Here is a 20,509-nt window from a genome sequence, read left to right as displayed (position 1 = left end):
GTACGAGTGTCCTCGGGACCCAGATTAGGGCGATTTGTCCGCGATCGGGCCGGACGGCTCGCGCACCGCTCTTCCGTGGCGGTCAGACGGCCCGCGCGCGGCCGAGCAGCCAGGGCTCGACCAGGCCGAGGCCGCGGACCGGGCGGCGCCACATCGGCTGGAGGTGGAAGCGGTGGTTGGCGTCGGTCTCGGACGGCTCGCCCGGGGAGACGGCGACGCCGTTCTGCTCCAGGACGGCGGCCAGCTCGCCGTCGACCAGGACGGCGTCCTTGGGCGCGATGGAGGTGAGCCGGCTGGCCAGGTTGACGGTGGTGCCGAAGACGTCGCCCATCCGCGAGGTGACGGTGCCGAACGCCATGCCGACCCGCAGCGCGGGCATCGAGTCGTCCTTGGCCAGCGTCTCGACCAGGCCGAGGGCGATCTCGGCGGCGGTCGCCGGGTCCTCGGAGACGTAGAGGATCTCGTCGCCGAGGGTCTTGATGACCCGTCCCCCCTGGCCGGCGATCAGGTCGGAGCAGGAGTTCTCGAAGCTCTCGACCAGCTCGCCGAGCTCCTCCTCCTCCAGCCGGCGCGACAGCCGGGTGAAGCCGACCAGGTCGGCGAAGCCGACGGCGAGCTTGCCGCTGGTGATCTCGGTGTCCTCGGCGGCCTGCACCACCCGGCCGGTGACGGCGGCGAGCTGGCGGCGCCAGACGTACACCAGGAACTGCTCCAGCTCGGGCAGCAGCAGTTCGGTCAGCGGGTAGGCGACCTCGGCGCGGGTGAGGCCCGGCTCGACGGACTGGGTGAGGTTGTCGAGGAAGGTGTCCATCTGCCAGCCGGCCAGCCGGGCGGTGGTCTGGCCGGTGGAACGGGCCACCTGGATCGCCATCGACTCGCTGAGCAGCCCGGACTCCACCAGGCCGGCGAGCCGGCGCAGCGCGATCACGTCGTTGTCGGTGAGGGCGCGGGACTGGCCGATGTCCGGGAAGCCCATCGCCCGCCAGAAGCGGGTGGCCATCTCCATCGGGACGTCGGCGGCGCGGGCGGCCTGGTACGGCGTGTATCTGCGCGGTGCGTCGAGGATCAACCGCTCCAGGTCCAGCGCGACGGTGCGGTCGCCCGTCGAGCCGCCCGCGCCGTTCCTGCCGTCGTCGCCGTTGCCGCCCTGCTCTGCCACCGGTCCGTCCCCGTGCGGTCGCCGCACTTGCCTCGTGTCCTGCCTGTCCACGGACGCGCAAGCCCCCGGGAGGGAGCAGTGGCGCGCCTCACACCTGCCAGGTGGAATGTTCGCACGGAATCGCGCGATCCGGGGCATCCGGTCGGATCAGCCCTGCGGTCGGACGTGCACCACGTCACCGGCGGCGACCGGGTGCCGGACGCCGTCCGGGGTGCGGACCACCAGCCGGCCGTCCCCGTCGACCGCCACCGCCTCGCCGACCAGCTCCCGGTCGCCCGGCAGCTGCACCCGGACCGGGCGGCCCAGCGTGGTGCAGCGGGCGGTGTACGCGGGCAGCAGCCCGCTGGCGTGCGGGTCGCCGGCGGCCGCCTTCCACTCGCCGTACAGCTCGGCGAACTCCCGCAGCACGGCCCGCAGCAGGGTCGACCGGTCGGTGACCGCGGCCCCGGCCAGGGCGAGCGAGGCGGCGGTCGGCACCGGCAGCTCGGCCTCGCGCAGCGAGACGTTGACGCCGAGTCCGGCGACCACCGCGCCGCCGCTCAGCTCGGTGAGGATGCCGCCGAGCTTGCGCTCCGCGCCGTCCACGGTGACCTGGAGGTCGTTCGGCCACTTCAGGCCGACCTCGATCTCGGCGACCCGGCCGAGGGTGGCCGCGGCGGCGGTGCCGACCAGGATCGGCAGCCAGCCGTACCGCTCGACCGGCACGCCCTCGGGGCGCAGCAGGACGGAGAAGAAGAGGCCCGAGCGGGGCGGGGCGCTCCAGCGGCGGTCGAGCCGGCCGCGGCCCGCGCTCTGCGACTCGGCCACCAGCACCGCGCCCTCGGGCGCGCCGTCGCGGGCCCGGGCGGCCAGGTCGGAGTTGGTCGAGCCGGTCTCGGCCACCACGTCGACCGCGGTCCACAGCGCGCCCGGCAGGACCAGGTCCCGGCGCAGCGCCGCCTCGTCCAGCGGGGGTCGGTCCAGATCGGTCCACGGGGACGGACCGGCGTGGCCGAAGCCACGGAGTCCGGAGCGGCGGGGACGGGGGTGGTCGGCGTCGGTCACCTGGTCAGGCTATCCGGCCGCACGCCGCTCCATCGTCCCGCAGAACGCGCGTTAACTCGATGTGTCGATGGCCATAACCGGAAACGCCCCGCGATGGCTACGCTACTCAACGGTAGACCGCAGCGCCGCCCTGCCCGGAGCCGTCCAGCGACAGGTCGCGGCCCCGAGGATCCAGGAGAGCCACCGGATGACCGAGGCCCCGTACGACCCCCACACCACCGCCGGCAAGCTCGCCGAGCTGCATCGACGGCTGGACGCGGCGGTGCACTCCGGCTCCGCCGCGGCGGTCGAGAAGCAGCACGCCAAGGGCAAGCTGACGGCGCGTGAGCGGATCGCGGAGCTGCTGGACGAGGACTCGTTCGTCGAGTTCGACGAGTTCGCCCGGCACCGCTCGACCAACTTCGGGCAGGAGAAGAACCGCCCGTACGGCGACGGCGTGGTCACCGGCTACGGCACCGTCGACGGCCGGCAGGTCGCCGTGTTCGCCCAGGACTTCACCGTGTTCGGCGGCTCGCTCGGCGAGGTCTTCGGCGAGAAGATCGTCAAGGTGATGGACTTTGCCCTGAAGACCGGCTGCCCGATGATCGGCATCAACGACTCCGGCGGCGCCCGGATCCAGGAGGGCGTGGTCTCGCTCGGCCTGTACGGCGAGATCTTCCGCCGCAACGTGCACGCCTCCGGCGTGATCCCGCAGATCTCGCTGATCATGGGCCCCTGCGCCGGCGGCGCGGTCTACTCCCCCGCCGTCACCGACTTCGTCGTGATGGCCGACCAGACCTCGCACATGTTCATCACCGGCCCGGACGTCATCAAGACCGTCACCGGCGAGGACGTCGGCATGGAGGAGCTGGGCGGCGCCCGGACCCACAACACCAAGTCCGGCAACGCGCACTACCTGGCCGCCGACGAGAAGGAGGCCGTCGAGTACGTCAAGAGCCTGCTCTCGTACCTGCCCTCCAACAACCTCTCCGACCCGCCGGTCTACCCCGAGCAGGCCGACCTCTCCGTCACGGACGAGGACCTGGAGCTGGACACCATCGTGCCCGACTCCGCCAACCAGCCGTACGACATGCACAAGGTCATCGAGCACATCCTCGACGACGGCGAGTTCCTCGAGGTGCAGCCGCTCTACGCCGGCAACATCCTCACCGGCTTCGGCCGGGTCGAGGGCCACCCGGTCGGCATCGTCGGCAACCAGCCGATGGACCTGGCCGGCTGCCTCGACATCGCCGCCAGCGAGAAGGCCGCCCGCTTCGTCCGCACCTGCGACGCCTTCAACATCCCGGTGCTCACCTTCGTCGACGTCCCCGGCTTCCTGCCCGGCACCGGCCAGGAGTGGGACGGCATCATCCGCCGCGGCGCCAAGCTGATCTACGCCTACGCCGAGGCCACCGTCCCGCTGATCACCGTCATCACCCGCAAGGCCTTCGGCGGCGCGTACGACGTCATGGGCTCCAAGCACCTCGGCGCCGACCTCAACCTGGCCTGGCCGACCGCCCAGATCGCCGTCATGGGCGCCCAGGGCGCGGTCAACATCCTGCACCGGCGCGAGCTCGCCGCCGCCGACCAGGAGGGCATCCTGGAAGAGAAGCGGGCCGAGCTGCTCGCCTCCTACGAGGACACCCTGCTCAACCCGTACCTGGCCGCCGAGCGCGGCTACGTGGACGCGGTCATCGCCCCGAGCGAGACCCGTCGGCACATCGTGCGCGGGCTGCGTGCGCTGCGCGGCAAGCGCGAGGTGCTGCCGCCCAAGAAGCACGGCAACATCCCGCTGTAGCAGAAGGGTTCGTGGAGATGTCCCCGATTCAGGTGCTGCACGGGCAGCCGACCCCCGAGGAGCTGGCCACCGTCCTGGCGGTGGTCCAAGCCCGGGCCGCCGCCGCGCAGGCCGCCGCCGAGGCGGCCCGCCAGGCGGGCGGCCCGGCCGACCCGTGGAACGACCACGCGAAGCGGCTCCGCCCGGCGCTGCGACCGGGCCCGAACGCCTGGCGCACCAGCGCCTGGGCCTGATTTTCAGGGGCGCGGGGAACTGCGTGACCAGCCATCGCTCTACCTGAGCTGTTGGCTGGTCGCGCAGTTCCCCGCGCCCCTCCTTGCGTTCCCCGTCAGCGCCGACCGGATGCGTGGCGTCGAGGCCGACTACTTCCCCCGGATCTCCGACTGGCAGCGGCCCTGGGTCGAGGACCGGGCCGATCTGAGTACCCGTACTCAGGCGCCGGCCGCGCAGGCCGTCGCAGGGTGGAGGAATGCTCTGGTCCGACCCCCGCGACGAACCGTCCCCCGAAGCCCGGCGGGTGCAGGAGATGCTGCGCCGCGCAGGCCTGGTACTGGCCCTCCTCGCCGTCCTGGCGGCGGCCATGCTGATGGTCTGACGGGCCCCTGACCGGGAGCGGGAGGCCCTACGCTTGGCGGCATGACCGATCGCCGCGCCCTCGTACTCGCCTCCGCCTCCCCCGCCCGGCTCGGACTGCTCCGGCAGGCCGGACTCGACCCCCGGGTCGTGGTCAGCGGGGTGGACGAGGACGCGCTGAGCGCCGCCACCCCGGGCGAGTTGGCGCTGGTGCTGGCCGAGGCGAAGGCGAAGGCGGTGGCGTCCGAACTCGCCGGCGGGGAGCTGGTGATCGGCTGCGACTCGGTGCTGGAGCTGGACGGGCAGGCGCTCGGCAAGCCGGCCGACGCCGCCGAGGCGCTGGCCCGCTGGCAGGCGATGCGCGGCCGCGCGGGCGTGCTGCAGACCGGTCACTGCGTGATCGACACGGCGACCGGGCGGCAGGCGTCGGCGACGGCGTCGACCACGGTCCGCTTCGGCACCCCGGACGACGCGGAGGTCGCCGCGTACGTGGCGTCCGGCGAACCGCTGCACGTCGCGGGCGCGTTCACCCTGGACGGCCGCTCGGCCCCGTTCGTCGAGGGCATCGACGGCGACCCCGGCAACGTCATCGGCCTCTCGCTGCCGCTGCTGCGCCGCCTGCTCGCCGAGCTGGACGTGCGCATCACCGACCTCTGGGCGTAGCGCCGGGGGCTCAGCCGGTCGGCGGGGCGTACGCGGCGAGGAAGGCCTGGACGTCCGGCATCGCGCCCTCGGTGAGGAGGGGTGCGCCGTGGCTGGAGCCGGGGTAGAGCTTGAGCTGCTTGTGCGGGCTGGCGGACTCGTCGTAGAGGGTCCGGGCGGCGGCGTTGAACGGGGAGTCGCCCTCCTCGGCGGCGAAGAGGGTCGGGACGGTGCTGTTCCGGACCGCCAGCGCCCCGTTGAACTGACCGTTCGCCTCCGGCGCGCTGAGGGTGACGACGGCGGCGATCGGCAGCGGGCTCGCCAGCCGAGCGGCCACCAGGGAGGCGGTGCCGCCCTTGGAGGCGCCGATCAGGGCGAGTTTCGTGACGCCCTTGCCCTTCAGGTAGTCGGCGGCGGCCCGGATGCCGTCGGTGACGTCGCCCTCGGAGCCGAACGGGAGCACCGCGTACCCGGCCGCGGTGAAGGCGGCGAGGTACGGCGTCCAGTCGCAGAGCGAACCGCCGAGTTGGTGGGAGAGGACAATGCCGACCTTGGCGCCGCCCGCGTCGGAGTCGCGGTAGTAGGCGTCCAGGGTGCCGCCGGCGGCGGTGCCGGCCTCCAGGCCGAAGGCGCCCTTGGCGGCCTGGTCGGCGGTGAGGCAGCCGTGGGTCCGGGCGCTCGGGGCGGGCGGCGCGGCGCTGCCGGAGGAGCCGTCGGCGCCGCCGGTGCAGGCGGTGAGCAGCAGCGCGGCGGTCGCGGCGGCGGTCGCGGGCAGGGCGAAGCGCTTCACGTACTCCCCCGTGGATCGGCGTTCGGACGGCCGGCGCGGCCGTCCGCAGCACGCTAGGGAGGGGGCGACCACCCGTCAATGGTCTGAACCAATACCCGGACGGCGACCGCGGAAGTGGCAGGTTCGGTTCCGGTTGTGGGTGCGGATCCGAACAGAACCGGGGCCGCACATCTGTCCAACCGATCCACCCCTCGCACCCCGGACCCGACGATAGGCTGACCCAGCCGATCAGCCGAAGAGGGAGCCCGGCAGAGATGACCGACAACGTGCTCAACGTGGTGCTCGGCCTGATCGCCACCGGAATCAGCGCCGGGCTCGGCTGGCTGGCGCAGACCGTGCGCCGCCGCCGCAGGCTCGGCCGGATGCAGGACTTCTTCGGCATGCCCGCGGGCGCCGAGTGCCTGCTGGTGGTCAACCGGAAGGCGGGCGGCGGCAACACCGACGCGGTGGCCCGCCGGGACGCGTACGCGCTGATGGAGCTGGCCGCCCTGGTCCGCGAGTGCGGCGCCCGGGCGGAGATCGCGGCCCATGACGAGATACGCCAGGGGCTCGGCTCCAAGGCGGAGTTCTGCATCGGCGGACCGTCCAGCAACGCGCGGGCCGCGGCCCACGTGGCGTCCTGGCTGCCAGGAGTGGACTTCACCGCCGCCGGGGAGCCGCGGGCCCCGCTCACCCTCGTGGTGGGCGAGCGGGAGTTCCCGTACACCTCGCCGGAGAGTCCGACGTACGTGCTGCTGGCCAGGCTGCACGCCTCGCCGGGCACCCGGCCGGTGTTCCTGATCGCGGGTCAGACCGCGACCTCGAACCACGCCGCGGTCCGCTACCTGGCCGCCCACCACCGGAGCCTGGCCCGGCGTCACGGCACCGGCGCCACCTTCGCCCTGGTGCTGAAGGTGGTCAACGCCGAGGCGTACGGGCCGGACGTGGTCGAGTTCGAGGCGGACGTCACCGGCGCCGCCACGACAGCCCGGCCGGTCCCGGTGGCCGCCTGAGCCGACCGTGTGGCGAAGGCCACGCCTCCGGGTGCCGGACCGCCGCGCCGCCCGGGCCTCGGCCGGGGCGACGGGCGTACCGTCGCCACCAGCGGAGCGTCCCGCTCCGTGCCCGAGCGATCACTCAGACGCGTCACGCTCCGTGTGAGCATGCTCACCACCAGGGACTACTCGCCGGTAGGACCATCCGATCCCTAGACTCAACGAGGTTCAAGAAGGGAGCCACAGTGCGCAAGGTGCTCATCGCCAACCGCGGAGAAATCGCCGTCCGCGTCGCCCGGGCCTGCAGGGACGCCGGTATCGCCAGCGTCGCCGTGTACGCCGAGCCGGACCGGGACGCGCTGCACGTCCGCGCGGCCGACGAGGCCTACGCGCTCGGCGGCGACACCCCCGCCACCAGCTACCTGGACATCGCCAAGGTGCTGAAGGCGGCCGCCGACTCCGGGGCGGACGCCGTCCACCCCGGCTACGGCTTCCTGTCCGAGAACGCGGACTTCGCCCAGGCCGTGCTCGACGCCGGCCTGATCTGGATCGGCCCGCCGCCGCAGGCCATCCGCGACCTCGGCGACAAGGTCACCGCCCGGCACGTCGCCCAGCGCGCCGGCGCCCCGCTGGTCGCCGGCACCCCGGAGCCGGTCTCCGGCGCCGACGAGGTCGTCGCGTTCGCCACCGAGCACGGCCTGCCGGTCGCCATCAAGGCGGCGTACGGCGGCGGCGGTCGCGGTCTCAAGGTCGCCCGCACGCTCGAGGAGATCCCCGAGCTGTACGAGTCGGCGGTCCGCGAGGCGGTCGCCGCCTTCGGCCGCGGCGAGTGCTTCGTCGAGCAGTACCTCGACAAGCCGCGGCACGTGGAGACCCAGTGCCTGGCCGACAGCCACGGCAACGTGGTGGTCGTCTCCACCCGCGACTGCTCGCTGCAGCGCCGCCACCAGAAGCTGGTCGAGGAGGCCCCCGCGCCGTTCCTCACCGCCGAGCAGAACGCCGAGCTGTACCGCGCCTCCAAGGCGATCCTGCGCGAGGCGGGCTACGTCGGCGCCGGCACCTGCGAGTTCCTGGTCTCCCAGGACGGCCTGATCTCCTTCCTGGAGGTCAACACCCGCCTGCAGGTCGAGCACCCGGTCTCCGAGGAGGTCACCGGCCTCGACCTGGTCCGCGAGATGTTCCGGATCGCCGACGGCGAGGAGCTCGGCTACGACGACCCGGAGGTGCGGGGTCACTCGATCGAGTTCCGCATCAACGGCGAGGACCCGGGCCGCGGCTTCCTCCCCGCGCCCGGCACGGTGACCCTGTTCGCCCCGCCGTCCGGCCCGGGCGTCCGCCTGGACGCCGGCGTCGAGAGCGGCTCGGTCATCGGCCCCGCCTGGGACTCCCTGCTGGCCAAGCTCATCGTCACCGGCGCCACCCGCAAGCAGGCCCTGCAGCGGGCCAAGCGCGCGCTGGAGGAGTTCAAGGTCGAGGGCATGGCCACCGCCATCCCGTTCCACCAGACGGTCGTCACCGACCCGGCGTTCGCGCCCGAGGTGCACGGCGGCGAGGGCCCGTTCACGGTCTACACCCGCTGGATCGAGACCGAGTTCGACAACACCATCCCGGCGTTCACCGGCGCCGGCGGTGAGGGCGAGGAGGCCGAGGGCCGCGAGACCGTCGTGGTCGAGGTCGGCGGCAAGCGGATCGAGGTCTCGCTGCCCTCCTCGCTCGGCGTCTCCGCCGCCGCCCCCGCGACGGGCGGCAACAAGGTCGCCAAGCGTCGCGTCGGCGCCAAGAAGGCCGGGTCCGCCGTCTCCGGTGACACCCTCGCCTCGCCGATGCAGGGCACCATCGTCAAGGTCGCCGTCGAGGAGGGCCAGGTCGTCGCCGAGGGCGAGCTGATCGTCGTCCTCGAGGCGATGAAGATGGAGCAGCCGCTGAACGCGCACAAGGCCGGCACCGTCGTCGGCCTCAAGGCCGAGGTCGGCCAGTCGGTCAGCAGCGGCGCCGCCCTCTGCGAGATCAAGGACCAGTAAGGGGCTCACTGCCCGACCAGCCATCCACTCACGTGGAGCGGTGGCTGGTCGGGCGGCCAACCACCAGGGGCGCGGGGAACTGCGCGACCAACCATCGCTCTACCCGAGCTGTCGGCTGGTCGCGCAGTTCTCCCCCAGCCTTCGGCCGGGAGGTACCCCCAATGCCGTCAAGTTTGGTGTTGGGGCTGGTAGGGGTGGGAGTTCGGGCTGTTGTGGTCGATGGTGGCGGTCAGGGTGGCTCTGCCGGCGGGGATGATCTGTCGCTTCCTGCCGTTCCCGATCTTTCCGGCCGCGTATTTGGACAGGGGTCGTTTGACCAGGCGGTTGTAGATCCGTAGGCGGCGTTCGGGTAGGGGGTGGTCGCGCAGATAGGTGCCGACCGCCCCCAGCAGGTGGGCATCGGTGGGGCCCTCGATCTGTACCGCGGCGGTGATGCCGTTGACAGCTTCGCGCAGGGCGAGGGTGAAGCCCATGGCGGTGCAGCGCAGTCCGGCTGCGGCCCCGGCGCGGGCCATGACCAGTCGCAGCAGTTGGTAGGCGATGAGCAGGGCGTGCAGTTCCTGAGCCAGGCCGGCGGGGCCGGTGCAGTGCAGGACCTTCCCGTCGAGCATCGTGGACTTGATCGAGCAGAACGCTTCCTCGACTTCCCAGCGGTCGTGGTAGCAGGCCACGACCTGGTCGGCGGGGTGGGTGCGCCAGTTGAGAAGAGTGGTGGCGAACAGCCAGGTGCTGGTGCGGGTGCCTTCACCGGTGGTGATCTGCACGGTGACGGCGATCGCGCGGACCTTGCGTCCGGCCCGGACGGTGAGCCATGAGCCGTCCGGGTAGCGCTCCAGGGCGACCAGACGGGCGGTGCGAGGCAGCCGGACGACGAAGTCGGCGCCGGTGGCGGCCACGTCCGACAGGAACCCGGCCGCGTCGAAGCCCGCGTCCAGCAGGACCAGCATCCCCGTGTGCAGGCTGCGCAGCAGACGCCTGGCCGGGACGAACTCGCGGCCGGCCACCGGACCGAACACGGCGTCGATCAGGGCTCGGGTGGTGCAGTAGACCAGGACGATCACCTGCACCTGCGGATAGCCGGCCGTGCCGTGGCGGTGCGCGTGCTTACCCAGCCAGGCCCGGTTCGCCCCGGAGTCGGGGACGTCGAGGACCGTGCCGTCGATCGCGCAGACCTCAAGGCCGCGCCACAGGCCCGGCACCGTGTCGGGGTGGCGGCACAACTCGCCGAGCAGCAGTCGCAGCGGTCTTGTTCCCAGCCGGGCCCGTGCGGCGTGCAGGCCCTGCCGAGTCGGGTCGGGCAGCCCCGGCCCGACCAACGCGGCACACAGCATCCGGTAGGCCGCACTCAAGGGTGCCGACCCGCACAACCCCTGGACGACCAGCAGGTAGACCACCACCCGGGCCGGCAGGTCACGCACCCGACGCTGCACCGTGCCGGTCCGCGCGAGCGCGTCATCCACCGCCGAGAACGGCAGCAACCAGGTCAGCGGGCCCAGGTGCCCCGGCGCGAAACACCCAACAGCTGCGGACAGCGTGCGCGTGATGACAGACTTGGACACCGGCAGGGCTCCTCCACGGAAACGGACTCGACACCCAAATCCGTAGCGGGGCCCTGCCCTCGTTGTCCCCAAAACCGGCGAAACACCAGCCCATACCCCCAACCCGCCATAACTTGACGGCATTGGAGGTACCCCCACGCGCCCCTGTCGTGTGCCCTACCGAATGCTCGCGAGGCGGGTGGGCAGCTGCCCCGGCGCGCCGGGACGGCGCTGGCCGGGCAGCGGGGAGCCCCCGGGCGGCGGCGGGGCGCCGCGCCGCGGAGCGGCGGCCTGGGCGCCCTGGGCCGGGTGGACGGGCGCCTCCACGGCGGAACCGAGCGGCGCCACCGAGATCTGTACGCCGCAGTCGGCGAGCGCGTCCAGCTCCCGGGCGGTCGGGTCGTCCGCGGCGGAGGTCTCGTCGGTCACCAGCCGGGTGATCGCGTCGGTCGGCACGGTCTGGAACATGGTGTCCGTGCCGAGCTTGGTGTGGTCGGCGAGCACGATCACCTCGCCCGCCGCCTGCACCAGGGCCCGGTCCACGCTGGCGGAGAGCATGTTGGTGGTGGACAGGCCGCGCTCGGCGGTCAGGCCGCTGCCGGAGACGAAGGCCTTGGAGACCCGCAGCCCGTGCAGCGACTGCTCGGCCCCGCTGCCCACCAGCGCGTAGTTGGAGCCGCGCAGGGTGCCGCCGGTCATCACCACCTCGACCCGGTTGGCGTGGGCGAGGGCCTGGGCCACCAGGAGGGAGTTGGTGACCACGGTCAGCCCGGGCACCCGGGCGAGCCGGCGGGCCAGCTCCTGGGTGGTGGTGCCCGCGCCGACCACGACGGCGTCACCCTCCTCCACCAGGCCTGCCGCCAGGTCGGCGATGGCGCTCTTCTCGGCGGCGGCGAGATGGGTCTTCTGCGGGTACCCCGGTTCCCGGCTGAAGCCGCCGGGGAGCACCGCGCCGCCGTGCCGGCGGTCGAGCAGCCCTTCGGCCTCCAGCGCCCGGACGTCTCTGCGTACGGTGACTTCGGAGGTCTGGACGACGCGGGCCAGCTCACGGAGCGACACGGCTCCGTTGGCGCGCACCATTTCGAGGATCAACTGGCGACGTTCTGCTGCAAACACAGCACCGACGGTAACCTGAGTGACCGTCTGCTTTCAGGCGTTTGCAGCTGGTAGCGGGAAATGCTCACCTCGGAGCAGCGTGCGACCCTACAATGCGCGCTCCGCTGTCCGGGTGAGCCCCGTGGGATCCGTGGTGCCGGTGGGTCAGGCGTCGCCCTCGTCGCGCTTGCGGATGTGCAGCTGGCGGGCGGCTTCGGCGGTGGAGCCGGAGAGCGAGGGGTAGACGGTGAAGGCGCCGGCCACCTGCTCGACGGTCAGGTTGTTGTCGACGGCGAGCGAGATGGAGTGGATCAGCTCGCTGGCGCGCGGGGCGACGACCACGCCGCCGACCACGATGCCGGTGCCGGGGCGGCAGAAGAGCTTCACGAAGCCGTCCCTGATGCCCTGCATCTTGGCGCGCGGGTTGCCGCGCAGCGGGAGCTTGATCTCGACCGCGTCCATCTTGCCGCGCTGCACGTCGGCGGCGGTGTAGCCGACGGTGGCGATCTCCGGGTCGGTGAAGACGTTGGAGGCGACGGTCTTGAGGTTGAGCGGCTGCACCGCGTCGCCGAGCGCGTGGTACATCGCGATCCGGCCCTGCATGGCGGCGACCGAGGCGAGCATGAAGACGCCGGTGCAGTCGCCGGCGGCGTACACGCCGGGGGCGGTGGTGCGGGAGACCCGGTCGACCTTGATCTGGCCCCAGTCGTTGAGGTGGACGCCGGCCTCCTCCAGGCCCATCCCGGCGGTGTTGGGGATCGAGCCGACCGCCATCAGGCAGTGGGTGCCCTCGATGACCGTGCCGTCGGACAGGGTCACCTCGACCTTGTCGCCGATGCGCTTGGCGCTCTCGGCGCGCGAGCGGCTCATCACGTTCATGCCGCGGCGGCGGAAGACCTCTTCCAGCACCTCGGCGGCGTCCGGGTCCTCGCCGGGCAGCACCCGGTCGCGGGAGGAGACCAGGGTGACGTTGGAGCCGAGCGCCTGGTAGGCGCCGGCGAACTCGGCGCCGGTGACGCCGGAGCCGACCACGATCAGGTCGCGGGGCAGCTCCTCCAGGTCGTACACCTGGGTCCAGGTGAGGATGCGCTCGCCGTCCGGGGCGGCGTCGGGCAGCTCGCGGGGGTGGACGCCGGTGGCGATCAGCACGGCGTCGGCGCGCAGCGACTCGGTGCTGCCGTCCTCGTGGTCGACCAGGACCTCGCGGGAGCCGTCCACGCCCTGGCCGCCGGGGCCGAGCCGGCCCTTGCCGCGCAGGACGGTGACCCCGGCGCGGGTGACCGCCTGGGTGATGTCGTGGGACTGGGCGATCGCCAGGCGCTTCACGCGGCGGTTGACCTTGCCCAGGTCGACGCCGACCACCCGGGCCTGCTGCTCCAGCGGCGGGGTGTCGTCGGCGACGATGATGCCGAGTTCCTCGTAGGAGGAGTCGAAGGTGGTCATCACCTCGGCCGTGGCGATCAGCGTCTTGGACGGGACGCAGTCGGTCAGCACCGCCGATCCACCCAGACCGTCGCGGTCGACGACGGTCACCTCCGCGCCGAGCTGGGCTGCCACCAGGGCCGCCTCGTATCCGCCGGGTCCGCCACCGATGATCACGATCCGAGTCACGTGCTCCATTGTCCCGCACGCCGGATGTGATTCCACCGCCGGGGCCCGTCCGGGGCCCGCAGGGCGGTCGGCGCGTCGGGGCGTAGGCTGGCGCCCATGTCGCTCTACGCCGCCTACGCCACCAACCTCGACGCCCGGCAGATGAGTCGGCGCGCCCCGCACTCGCCACTGCGCGGCACCGGCTGGCTGTCCGGCTGGCGGCTGACGTTCGGCGGCGAGCAGCTGGGCTGGGAGGGCTCGCTGGCCACGGTGGTGGAGGACGAGAAGGCCGAGGTGTTCGTCTCGCTCTACGACGTGGCGCCGATGGACGCGGACGGCCTGGACCGCTGGGAGGGCGTGCAGCTCGGCATCTACCGCAAGGTGCGGCTGCGGGCACAGACCCTGGACGGCGAGGTCCCGGTCTGGACGTACGTGCTGAACGACTACGAGGGCGGGCTGCCCGCGGCGCGCTACCTCGGGCTGATCGCGGACGCCGCGGAGAGCGCCGGCGCGCCCGACGACTACGTGCTGGACCTGCGGCGCCGCCCCTGTTGAGAGGAATCGACAGGAGAGGGGCGGACCTACCACCCAAAAGCTGTCGTTCTACGCAATCCGGGTAACGATCCGGCATGGCTTCGGCGATCTGTCTACGCGCGTAGGCGAATCTTGTCTATCCTCGGTCCCGTGAACGCTTCTCCTCAGTCGGTCGTCTCCACCGACCCCTACGCCGCCGCCCGCGCCGCCGCCGATCGCGTCCGCGAGATCACCGGTGCCGAGCGCCACGACGTCGCCCTGGTGATGGGCTCCGGCTGGGTGCCGGCCGCCGACGCCCTCGGCGAGACGCTGGCCGAGTTCCCGGTCACCGACCTCCCGGGCTTCCCGGCCCCGGCCGTGGCCGGCCACGCGGGCAAGATCCGCTCGGTCCGCCTCCCCGGTGAGGGCGACCGCCGCGCGCTGGTCTTCCTCGGCCGCAACCACTACTACGAGGGCCACGGCGTGGCCACCGTGGTGCACGGCGTGCGCACCGCCGCCGAGGCCGGCTGCCGGACCGTCGTGCTGACCAACGGCTGCGGCGGCCTGCGCCAGGGCTGGGTGCCCGGCCAGCCGGTGCTGATCAGCGACCACATCAACCTGACCGCCGACTCCCCGATCGTCGGCGCGAACTTCGTCGACCTCACCGACCTGTACTCCAAGCGCCTGCGCGAGCTGTGCCGGGAGATCGACCCCAGCCTCGACGAGGCCGTGTACGTGCAGTTCCGCGGCCCGCACTACGAGACCCCGGCCGAGGTCAACATGGCCCGGGTGATCGGCGGCGAGTTGGTCGGCATGTCGACCACTCTGGAGGCCATCGCCGCCCGCGAGGCCGGCGCCGAGGTGCTGGGCATCTCGCTGGTCACCAACCTGGCCGCGGGCATGACCGGCGAGCCGCTCAACCACGAAGAGGTCCTGGAGGCCGGCAAGGCCTCGGCCGAGCGGATGGGCACGCTGCTCGCGAAGGTCCTTGAGCGGATCTGACCCCGCTCTGACGCAGAATCAATGACGGAAGGGCCGTCGGCCGGGGTGTGGGCTCGCCCCCACGCGCCGGTCGGCGGCCCCTCCCGTTGGCGCCCGTTTTTTCGCGACGACTTCTCACGAGGGAGCAAGGCACCCATGCCGCAGGCACCCACCACCGATCTCCTCGACCGCGTCCGGGCCTGGCTCGCCGAGGACCCGGACCCGCAGACCCGCGATGAACTGACCGCACTGCTGGCCGCCGCCGAGGGCCCCGACGCCGAGTCCGAGGAGCGGATCGCCTGGTCCCGGCTGGCCGAGCGGTTCGCCGACCGCCTCCAGTTCGGCACCGCCGGGCTGCGCGGCGAGCTGGGCGCCGGCCCGATGCGGATGAACCGCGCCGTGGTGATCCGCGCCGCCGCCGGCCTCGCCGCGTACGTCCGCCGCCACCCGGAGCTCGGCGACCTGGTCGTGATCGGCTACGACGCCCGGCACAAGTCGTACGACTTCGCCCGCGACACCGCCGCCGTGGTGGTCGGGGCCGGCCTGCGCGCCGCGCTGCTGCCCCGCCCGCTGCCCACCCCGGTGCTGGCCTTCGCCATCCGCCACCTGGGCGCGGCCGCCGGTGTCACGGTGACCGCCAGCCACAACCCGCCGCAGGACAACGGCTACAAGGTCTACCTCGGCGACGGGTCGCAGATCGTCCCGCCCGCCGACGCCGACATCGCGGCCGAGATCGACGCGATCGGCTCGCTGGCCGACGTCCCGCGCGCCGAGAGCGGCTGGGAGGTGCTCGGCGACGACGTGGTCGAGGCCTACCTGCAGCGCGCCGTCTCGGTGGTCGAGCCGGGCGGCGCCCGCGACCTGGACGTGGTCTACACGCCGCTGCACGGCGTCGGCCGGGACGTCCTGCTGGCCGCCTTCAAGCACGCCGGCTTCCCCGCCCCGACCGTGGTCGCCGAGCAGGCCGAACCCGACCCCGACTTCCCGACCGTGGCCTTCCCCAACCCGGAGGAGCCCGGCGCGATGGACCTCGCGTTCCGGACCGCCGCCTCGGTCGGCCCGGACCTGGTGATCGCCAACGACCCGGACGCCGACCGCTGCGCGGTGGCCGTCCGGGCCGACGGCGGCTGGCGGATGCTGCGCGGCGACGAGGTCGGCGCGCTGCTCGGCTCCGCCCTGGTCGCCAAGCACGCCGGCGGCACCTTCGCCACCACCATCGTCTCCTCCACCCTGCTCGGCCGGATCGCCGAGTCCGCGGGCCTGGACTACGCCGAGACGCTCACCGGCTTCAAGTGGATCTCCCGGGCCGAGGGCCTGCGGTACGGCTACGAGGAGGCGCTCGGCTACTGCGTCGACCCCGAGGGCGTCCGCGACAAGGACGGCATCACCGCCGCCCTGCTGGTCGCCGAACTGGCCGCCGGCCTGAAGCGCACCGGCCGCACCCTGCCCGACCTGCTGGACGACCTGGCGCTCGCCCACGGCCTGCACGCCACCGACCAGCTGTCGGTCCGGGTCGACGACCTGTCGGTGATCGCCGACGCCATGCAGCGGCTGCGCGACCGGCCGCCGACTGTCCTGGCCGGCCTGCGGGTCACCGGGGCGGACGACCTGACCGCCGGCTCGGCCGACCTGCCGCCCACCGACGGCCTGCGCTACCACCTGGCCGGCGACGGCGTCCGCTCGGCACGGATCGTGGTCCGGCCGTCCGGCACCGAGCCCAAGCTCAAGTGCTACCTGGAGGTCGTCCTCCCGGTCGGCACCGCCGCAGACCTCGCGCCCACCCGCGACCGCGCCGCCCAGGTGCTCGCCGCGATCAAGCGCGACCTGGCCGCAGCCGCAGGCATCGGCGCCTGAATCCCGGCTGCCCACCTGCCCCCGGCGGGACCCACCCGCTTCCCCCGCCGGGGGCGGTACCCCTTCCCATTCGTCCAAGCGCGGCCGCAGCAAAGTCCCTTCCGCGCGGCGGCGGCCGTGCCTAGCGTCCTGGAATGACCAGCACGCTGCGCACCGCCACCGTCCGGCTGCCCGCCGCCGCCCTGCCCACCGCCGGACCGCTGCCGATCCTGCACGGCACCGGGGTGCCCGGGGAGGGCCAACCCGCCACCCTGCTGCCGTACACCGCGCAGGGCCGCTACGACCGCGTCCGCACCGACCGCGAACTGCCCGCGGTGGTGCTGGAGAACGAGCAGCTGACCGCCTTCTTCCTGCCCACCCTGGGCGGCCGGCTCCAGTCGCTGCGCCACCGCCCCACCGGCCGCGAACTGCTGCACCGCAACCCGGTGTTCCAGCCGGCCGACCTCGCGCTGCGCGGCGCCTGGTTCGCCGGCGGCGTGGAGTGGAACGCCGCCGGCACCGGCCACCACCCGCTGACCTGCGCCCCGCTGCACACCGTCCGCACCGAACGGGCCGACGGCACACCCGTGCTGCGGATGTACGAGGTGGAGCGGATGCGCCGGCTGGTGTTCCGCCTCGACGTCTGGCTGCCGCCCGGCTCGGCGCTGCTGCACGTCCAGGTGGCACTGCACAACCCCGGCGAGGAGACCGTGCCGGCGTACTGGTGGTCCAACACCGCCGTCCCGGAGACCCCCGGCACCCGGGTGTTCGCCCCGGCCTCGGAGGCGTTCCACTACGACTACTCGGCCCGGCTGCGCCGCGTCCCGTTCCCGGTGGTCGACGGCACCGACCGCAGCCGACCGGCCGGCGTGCCGTACGCCGCCGACTACTTCCTCGACCTGCCGGCCGGCACCGAGCGGCCGTGGATCGCCGCGCTGGCGGACGACGGCACCGGGCTGGTCCAGTTCTCCACCGCCCGGCTGCGCGGACGCAAGGTCTTCCACTGGGGCGGCGGGACGGGCGGGCGGCGCTGGCAGGAGTGGCTCAGCGGCCCCGACGCCCGCTATCTGGAGATCCAGGCGGGCCTGGCCGCCACGCAGCTGGAGCACCTGCCGCTGCCCGGCCGCACCACCTGGAGCTGGACCGAGGCGTACGGCCCGCTCACCGACCGGGCCGCGGTCGACGGCGCCTGGTCCGAGGCGGTGGCCCGGATCGACCGGACCGTCCGGGAGCTGCCCTTCGACCCCGCGCCGACCCCCGACGACTGCCCGGTGGAGCCACTGTTCGAAGCCTCCGGCTGGGGCGCGCTGGAGCAGCGGGCCGGCGCCCTGCCGCAGCTGCCGGGGCTGCCCTTCCCCGCCCCCGGCGAGGAACAGCGGCCCTGGCTGGAGCTGCTGGAGACCGGGAAGCTCCCGATCAGCGACCCCCCGGCCGCGCCGGTCACCGGCGCGCACTGGGCCGAGCGACTCGCCGGCGCCGAGGACTGGCACGCACTGCTCCAGCTCGGCCTGCTCCACCTCGCCGACGGCCGGCCCGCGGACGCCCGCGCCGCCTGGCAGCGGTCGCTCGCGGCCGAACGCACCCCCTGGGCGCTGCGCAACCTCGCCGCGCTCGAACGCCTGGCGGGCCGCACCGCCGACGCCGCCGACCTGCTCGCCGAGGCGCACACCCTGCTGCCCGCACTGCCCGAGCTGACCGTCGAGACCCTCGACGCCCTGCTCGCCGCCGACCAGCCCGCGGACGCGCTCGCCCTGGTCGACCGGCTGCCCGGGGCGCAGCGCGCAGCCGGCCGGATCCGGCTGCTGGAGGCCCGGGCCGCCCTGGCTGCCGGGCTGCTCGGCCGGGCCGAGCGGCTGCTCGCGGACGGCATCGAGCCGGCCGACCTGCGGGAGGGCGAGGACGCGCTGGACACGCTCTGGTACGCGGTGCACGAGGCCCGGCTCGCCGCCGGCGGACCGGTCACCGACGCGGTCCGCGAGCGGGTCAGGGCCGAGTGGCCGCTGCCGCGCCGGTACGACTTCCGGATGCGGCCGGACGACGGCCGCTGAGGCCCCGGTCCGGCCCCCGGGGTTCGGCGGCCCGGATCAGGTCGCCAGGATCAGGTCGCCAGGATCACGGTGACCAGCGCGGCCAGGCCGGCCAGGGTCGGCGCGATGACCCACCAGCACCAGCTGACGGTGACCTCGCCGGCCGCCTCCGGGCTGCGGGAGAGTCGCTCGGCCTGCTCCTGCAGCGACTCCACGATCTGGTCGGCCCAGGCCCGGGTCGGGTCCAGGTCGCCCGGACGGGTCTTCTGCGGGGTGGTCGGCACGGCCCAGCGGCTGCTGGTGCGCTCGCCGGCCGCGGCCGCGCGGGCCGCCTGCCGGTGGGCCTTCTTGCGCTGGCGCAGGGACACCGGCAGCGCCCACACCTGGTACTTCTTGCCGCCGGCGAACAGCTCGACCGAGTACCCGGCCCGCATGCCCTCGACCGTCGCCCACGGCGCCTTGACGGTCCGCAGCGGGTTGCGGATCAGCAGCCGCCGGTCGTTGGCGAGCACGGCCGGGCGCAGCGTGTACGCGATCACCGGGAAGGCGAACACCGGGGCGGCCGCGAGGGCGACCCACGGGGTACGGCCGGTCCCGCTGAACAGGGCGTCCACGATCAGCCAGCCGGCCACGGCCAGCAGCAGTACGCCGGAGATGATGCCGGGGGCGGAGCGGTACACCCGGTCGGCGTACTTCGGCTCGGGGGCGGCGGTGCCGGGGTCGGGCGTGCCGTCGGATTCGGTCATGCCGACGATTCTGCATCATCGGCCCCTGGGATCACAGGGGCCTCGGGGCTGCTGACCTGCGTCACATCCGCCGCGTCCGCCGCACGGGCCTCACGGCTGCGCGGGGAGCCAGCCCTGCTGGACGGCACGGACACCGGCCTCGAAGCGGCTGCGGGCGCCGAGGCGCTCCATCAGGTCGCCGGCCAGCCGGCGGGCGGTGCGCGGGGAGACGCCGAGGCGTTTGGCGATCGCCTCGTCGGTGAGGCCGTCGGCGAGCAGGCGGACGGCGGTGGCCTGCTGCGAGGTGAGTTCGTGGCAGGCGCGGTGGTCGGGCGCGCCGAACGGCCGGGCCAGCTCCCAGACGCTCTCGAACAGCGCGCAGAGCGCGGCGAGGGTGCCCTGGCCGCTGAGGACGACGGCGCCGGCCGCGCTGTCGTCGCTGTTCACGGGTATCACGGCGATGGCGCGGTCCTGGATGATGATCCGGGTCGGCAGGGTGGCGGCGGTGCGGACCTGGGCGCCGCGCTCGCCGAGCCAGCCGACGTACTCGGCGGTCCGCGGGCTGTTGCGGACGCTGTCGAGGTAGACGGTGCGCATCCGCACCCCGCGGGCGAGCAGCGCCTCGTTCAGCGGGCGGGCCGCGCTGATGCTCTCGGCGGTGTGCGCGCCGTCGGGGGCGAAGGTCATCACCTCGTCGCGGACCTGGCGGGAGAGCGCGCCGAGCCGTTCGCGGATCCGGTCGATGCCGACCAGGTGTTCCACGCCCGGGTGCTCGGTGGTCGGGCGCAGGTCGGCGAACTCGGCGATCAGCCGGGCCGCGGCGGCCCGCGAGGCGGCGATCCGCTCCTGGTGGGCGGCGAGTTCGGCCTGCTGGCGGGCCATCAGGAGTTCCAGGCCGACCTCGGGCGAGACGGCGCGCAGCCGGCCGACGTGCTCGTGGGACGGGGTGACCAGGGCGAGCGCGCTCAGCCGGTCGAGTCCGGCCCGGACCTCGTCCTCGGGGACGGCCAGGTGGCCGGCCAGTTCCGCGACCCCGGCGTCGGGGTGCGCCAGCATCGCGCGGTAGACCTGTTCTGCGGCGGCGTCCACGCCGAGCATGGCGAGCACGTTGCGTCCCCTCCCGAGCCCCGGTTCCTGACGGCGGACATGAGCATTGCAGCTCCGTCGGGTGCCGGGAGCGGGTTTCGCGCTCTCCGTCCCGCCGTGGCCGGAAGCGTCCTTGGGACA

Annotated in this window: 18 protein-coding genes; 10 read left to right on the top strand and 8 right to left on the bottom strand. The window is 73.6% G+C overall.

The window, feature by feature from the left end:
* Positions 1 to 82 precede the first annotated feature (82 nt).
* Together FHR36_RS15585 and FHR36_RS15580 are read right to left on the bottom strand one after the other, a co-directional pair.
* Entirely contained in the window at positions 83 to 1,159 is a 1,077-nt protein-coding gene (locus tag FHR36_RS15585) for an adenylate/guanylate cyclase domain-containing protein (RefSeq protein WP_253797818.1), read from the bottom strand.
* A 147-nt stretch (positions 1,160 to 1,306) separates the two neighbouring features.
* On the bottom strand, positions 1,307 to 2,203 hold the full coding sequence (locus FHR36_RS15580; RefSeq protein ID WP_253797816.1) for a biotin--[acetyl-CoA-carboxylase] ligase: 897 nt from the start codon (positions 2,201 to 2,203) through the stop codon (positions 1,307 to 1,309).
* Between the two features lie 187 nt (positions 2,204 to 2,390).
* Here FHR36_RS15580 and FHR36_RS15575 point away from each other — a divergent pair, with 187 nt between their 5' ends.
* The 4 genes from FHR36_RS15575 (at position 2,391) to FHR36_RS15565 (ending at position 5,216) form a co-directional block, all read left to right on the top strand.
* Entirely contained in the window at positions 2,391 to 3,980 is a 1,590-nt protein-coding gene (locus tag FHR36_RS15575; RefSeq protein ID WP_253797800.1) for an acyl-CoA carboxylase subunit beta, read from the top strand.
* Positions 3,981 to 3,997: 17 nt separating this feature from the next.
* On the top strand, positions 3,998 to 4,213 hold the full coding sequence (locus FHR36_RS15570) for an acyl-CoA carboxylase subunit epsilon (RefSeq protein ID WP_253797796.1): 216 nt from the start codon (positions 3,998 to 4,000) through the stop codon (positions 4,211 to 4,213).
* 236 nt (positions 4,214 to 4,449) lie between these two features.
* A complete protein-coding gene (gene mmpB, locus FHR36_RS39340) occupies positions 4,450 to 4,575 on the top strand; it encodes a morphogenic membrane protein MmpB (RefSeq protein ID WP_301330255.1) in 126 nt (41 codons plus the stop codon).
* Positions 4,576 to 4,616: 41 nt separating this feature from the next.
* On the top strand, positions 4,617 to 5,216 hold the full coding sequence (locus FHR36_RS15565) for a Maf family protein (protein ID WP_253797794.1): 600 nt from the start codon (positions 4,617 to 4,619) through the stop codon (positions 5,214 to 5,216).
* 10 nt (positions 5,217 to 5,226) lie between these two features.
* On the opposite strand, the gene FHR36_RS15560 is transcribed toward FHR36_RS15565, so the two are convergent.
* Positions 5,227 to 5,985, bottom strand: coding sequence for an alpha/beta hydrolase family protein (locus tag FHR36_RS15560; RefSeq protein WP_253797792.1), 759 nt, complete (start codon positions 5,983 to 5,985; stop codon positions 5,227 to 5,229).
* 254 nt (positions 5,986 to 6,239) lie between these two features.
* Between FHR36_RS15560 and FHR36_RS15555 the strand changes: the two genes are divergently transcribed.
* Positions 6,240 to 6,977: a hypothetical protein gene (locus FHR36_RS15555; RefSeq protein ID WP_253797783.1), complete on the top strand. Its 738-nt coding sequence runs from the start codon at positions 6,240 to 6,242 to the stop codon at positions 6,975 to 6,977.
* Between the two features lie 227 nt (positions 6,978 to 7,204).
* Positions 7,205 to 8,980, top strand: a complete 1,776-nt coding sequence (locus FHR36_RS15550) for an acetyl/propionyl/methylcrotonyl-CoA carboxylase subunit alpha (RefSeq protein WP_253797780.1) — start codon at positions 7,205 to 7,207, stop codon at positions 8,978 to 8,980.
* Between the two features lie 167 nt (positions 8,981 to 9,147).
* On the opposite strand, the gene FHR36_RS15545 is transcribed toward FHR36_RS15550, so the two are convergent.
* The 3 genes from FHR36_RS15545 to FHR36_RS15535 form a co-directional block, all read right to left on the bottom strand.
* Positions 9,148 to 10,539, bottom strand: coding sequence for an IS4 family transposase (locus tag FHR36_RS15545; RefSeq protein ID WP_253793560.1), 1,392 nt, complete (start codon positions 10,537 to 10,539; stop codon positions 9,148 to 9,150).
* 156 nt (positions 10,540 to 10,695) lie between these two features.
* Entirely contained in the window at positions 10,696 to 11,634 is a 939-nt protein-coding gene (locus FHR36_RS15540) for a DeoR/GlpR family DNA-binding transcription regulator (RefSeq protein ID WP_308199361.1), read from the bottom strand.
* A gap of 144 nt (positions 11,635 to 11,778) precedes the next feature.
* Entirely contained in the window at positions 11,779 to 13,233 is a 1,455-nt protein-coding gene (locus tag FHR36_RS15535; protein WP_253797779.1) for an NAD(P)H-quinone dehydrogenase, read from the bottom strand.
* Between the two features lie 87 nt (positions 13,234 to 13,320).
* Here FHR36_RS15535 and FHR36_RS15530 point away from each other — a divergent pair, with 87 nt between their 5' ends.
* The 4 genes from FHR36_RS15530 (at position 13,321) to FHR36_RS15515 (ending at position 18,578) form a co-directional block, all read left to right on the top strand.
* On the top strand, positions 13,321 to 13,758 hold the full coding sequence (locus FHR36_RS15530) for a gamma-glutamylcyclotransferase family protein (RefSeq protein ID WP_253797777.1): 438 nt from the start codon (positions 13,321 to 13,323) through the stop codon (positions 13,756 to 13,758).
* 129 nt (positions 13,759 to 13,887) lie between these two features.
* Complete coding sequence (locus tag FHR36_RS15525) at positions 13,888 to 14,718, top strand: purine-nucleoside phosphorylase (RefSeq protein WP_253797775.1); 831 nt, start codon at positions 13,888 to 13,890, stop codon at positions 14,716 to 14,718.
* A gap of 135 nt (positions 14,719 to 14,853) precedes the next feature.
* Positions 14,854 to 16,551: a phospho-sugar mutase gene (locus tag FHR36_RS15520; protein ID WP_253797770.1), complete on the top strand. Its 1,698-nt coding sequence runs from the start codon at positions 14,854 to 14,856 to the stop codon at positions 16,549 to 16,551.
* Positions 16,552 to 16,685: 134 nt separating this feature from the next.
* Entirely contained in the window at positions 16,686 to 18,578 is a 1,893-nt protein-coding gene (locus FHR36_RS15515; protein ID WP_253797767.1) for a DUF5107 domain-containing protein, read from the top strand.
* Between the two features lie 50 nt (positions 18,579 to 18,628).
* On the opposite strand, the gene FHR36_RS15510 is transcribed toward FHR36_RS15515, so the two are convergent.
* Both FHR36_RS15510 and FHR36_RS15505 read right to left on the bottom strand, forming a co-directional pair.
* Positions 18,629 to 19,303 (bottom strand): PH domain-containing protein, encoded by a 675-nt coding sequence (locus FHR36_RS15510; RefSeq protein WP_253797759.1) that lies wholly within the window; start codon positions 19,301 to 19,303, stop codon positions 18,629 to 18,631.
* 90 nt (positions 19,304 to 19,393) lie between these two features.
* Positions 19,394 to 20,389 carry a LuxR C-terminal-related transcriptional regulator gene (locus FHR36_RS15505; protein ID WP_253797757.1) on the bottom strand — a complete coding sequence of 332 codons (996 nt, stop codon included), beginning with the start codon at positions 20,387 to 20,389 and terminating at the stop codon, positions 19,394 to 19,396.
* Positions 20,390 to 20,509 lie beyond the last annotated feature (120 nt).

Origin of the sequence: Kitasatospora cinereorecta (assembly GCF_024172095.1) — a bacterium.
Lineage (GTDB): Bacteria > Actinomycetota > Actinomycetes > Streptomycetales > Streptomycetaceae > Kitasatospora > Kitasatospora cinereorecta.
The sequence above is the reverse complement of the archived record's forward strand: the minus strand, read 5'-3'. Positions and strand labels throughout refer to the sequence as shown.

Excerpts from the sequence above, each read along its gene's own strand:
- FHR36_RS15575 (WP_253797800.1), top strand. The coding sequence starts at position 2,391 with ATGACCGAGGCCCCGTACGACCCCCACACCACCGCCGGCAAGCTCGCC.
- FHR36_RS15570 (WP_253797796.1), top strand. The coding sequence starts at position 3,998 with ATGTCCCCGATTCAGGTGCTGCACGGGCAGCCGACCCCCGAGGAGCTG.
- mmpB (WP_301330255.1), top strand. The coding sequence starts at position 4,450 with ATGCTCTGGTCCGACCCCCGCGACGAACCGTCCCCCGAAGCCCGGCGG.
- FHR36_RS15565 (WP_253797794.1), top strand. The coding sequence starts at position 4,617 with ATGACCGATCGCCGCGCCCTCGTACTCGCCTCCGCCTCCCCCGCCCGG.
- FHR36_RS15555 (WP_253797783.1), top strand. The coding sequence starts at position 6,240 with ATGACCGACAACGTGCTCAACGTGGTGCTCGGCCTGATCGCCACCGGA.
- FHR36_RS15535 (WP_253797779.1), bottom strand. The coding sequence starts at position 13,233 with ATGGAGCACGTGACTCGGATCGTGATCATCGGTGGCGGACCCGGCGGA.
- FHR36_RS15530 (WP_253797777.1), top strand. The coding sequence starts at position 13,321 with ATGTCGCTCTACGCCGCCTACGCCACCAACCTCGACGCCCGGCAGATG.
- FHR36_RS15520 (WP_253797770.1), top strand. The coding sequence starts at position 14,854 with ATGCCGCAGGCACCCACCACCGATCTCCTCGACCGCGTCCGGGCCTGG.
- FHR36_RS15515 (WP_253797767.1), top strand. The coding sequence starts at position 16,686 with ATGACCAGCACGCTGCGCACCGCCACCGTCCGGCTGCCCGCCGCCGCC.
- FHR36_RS15510 (WP_253797759.1), bottom strand. The coding sequence starts at position 19,303 with ATGACCGAATCCGACGGCACGCCCGACCCCGGCACCGCCGCCCCCGAG.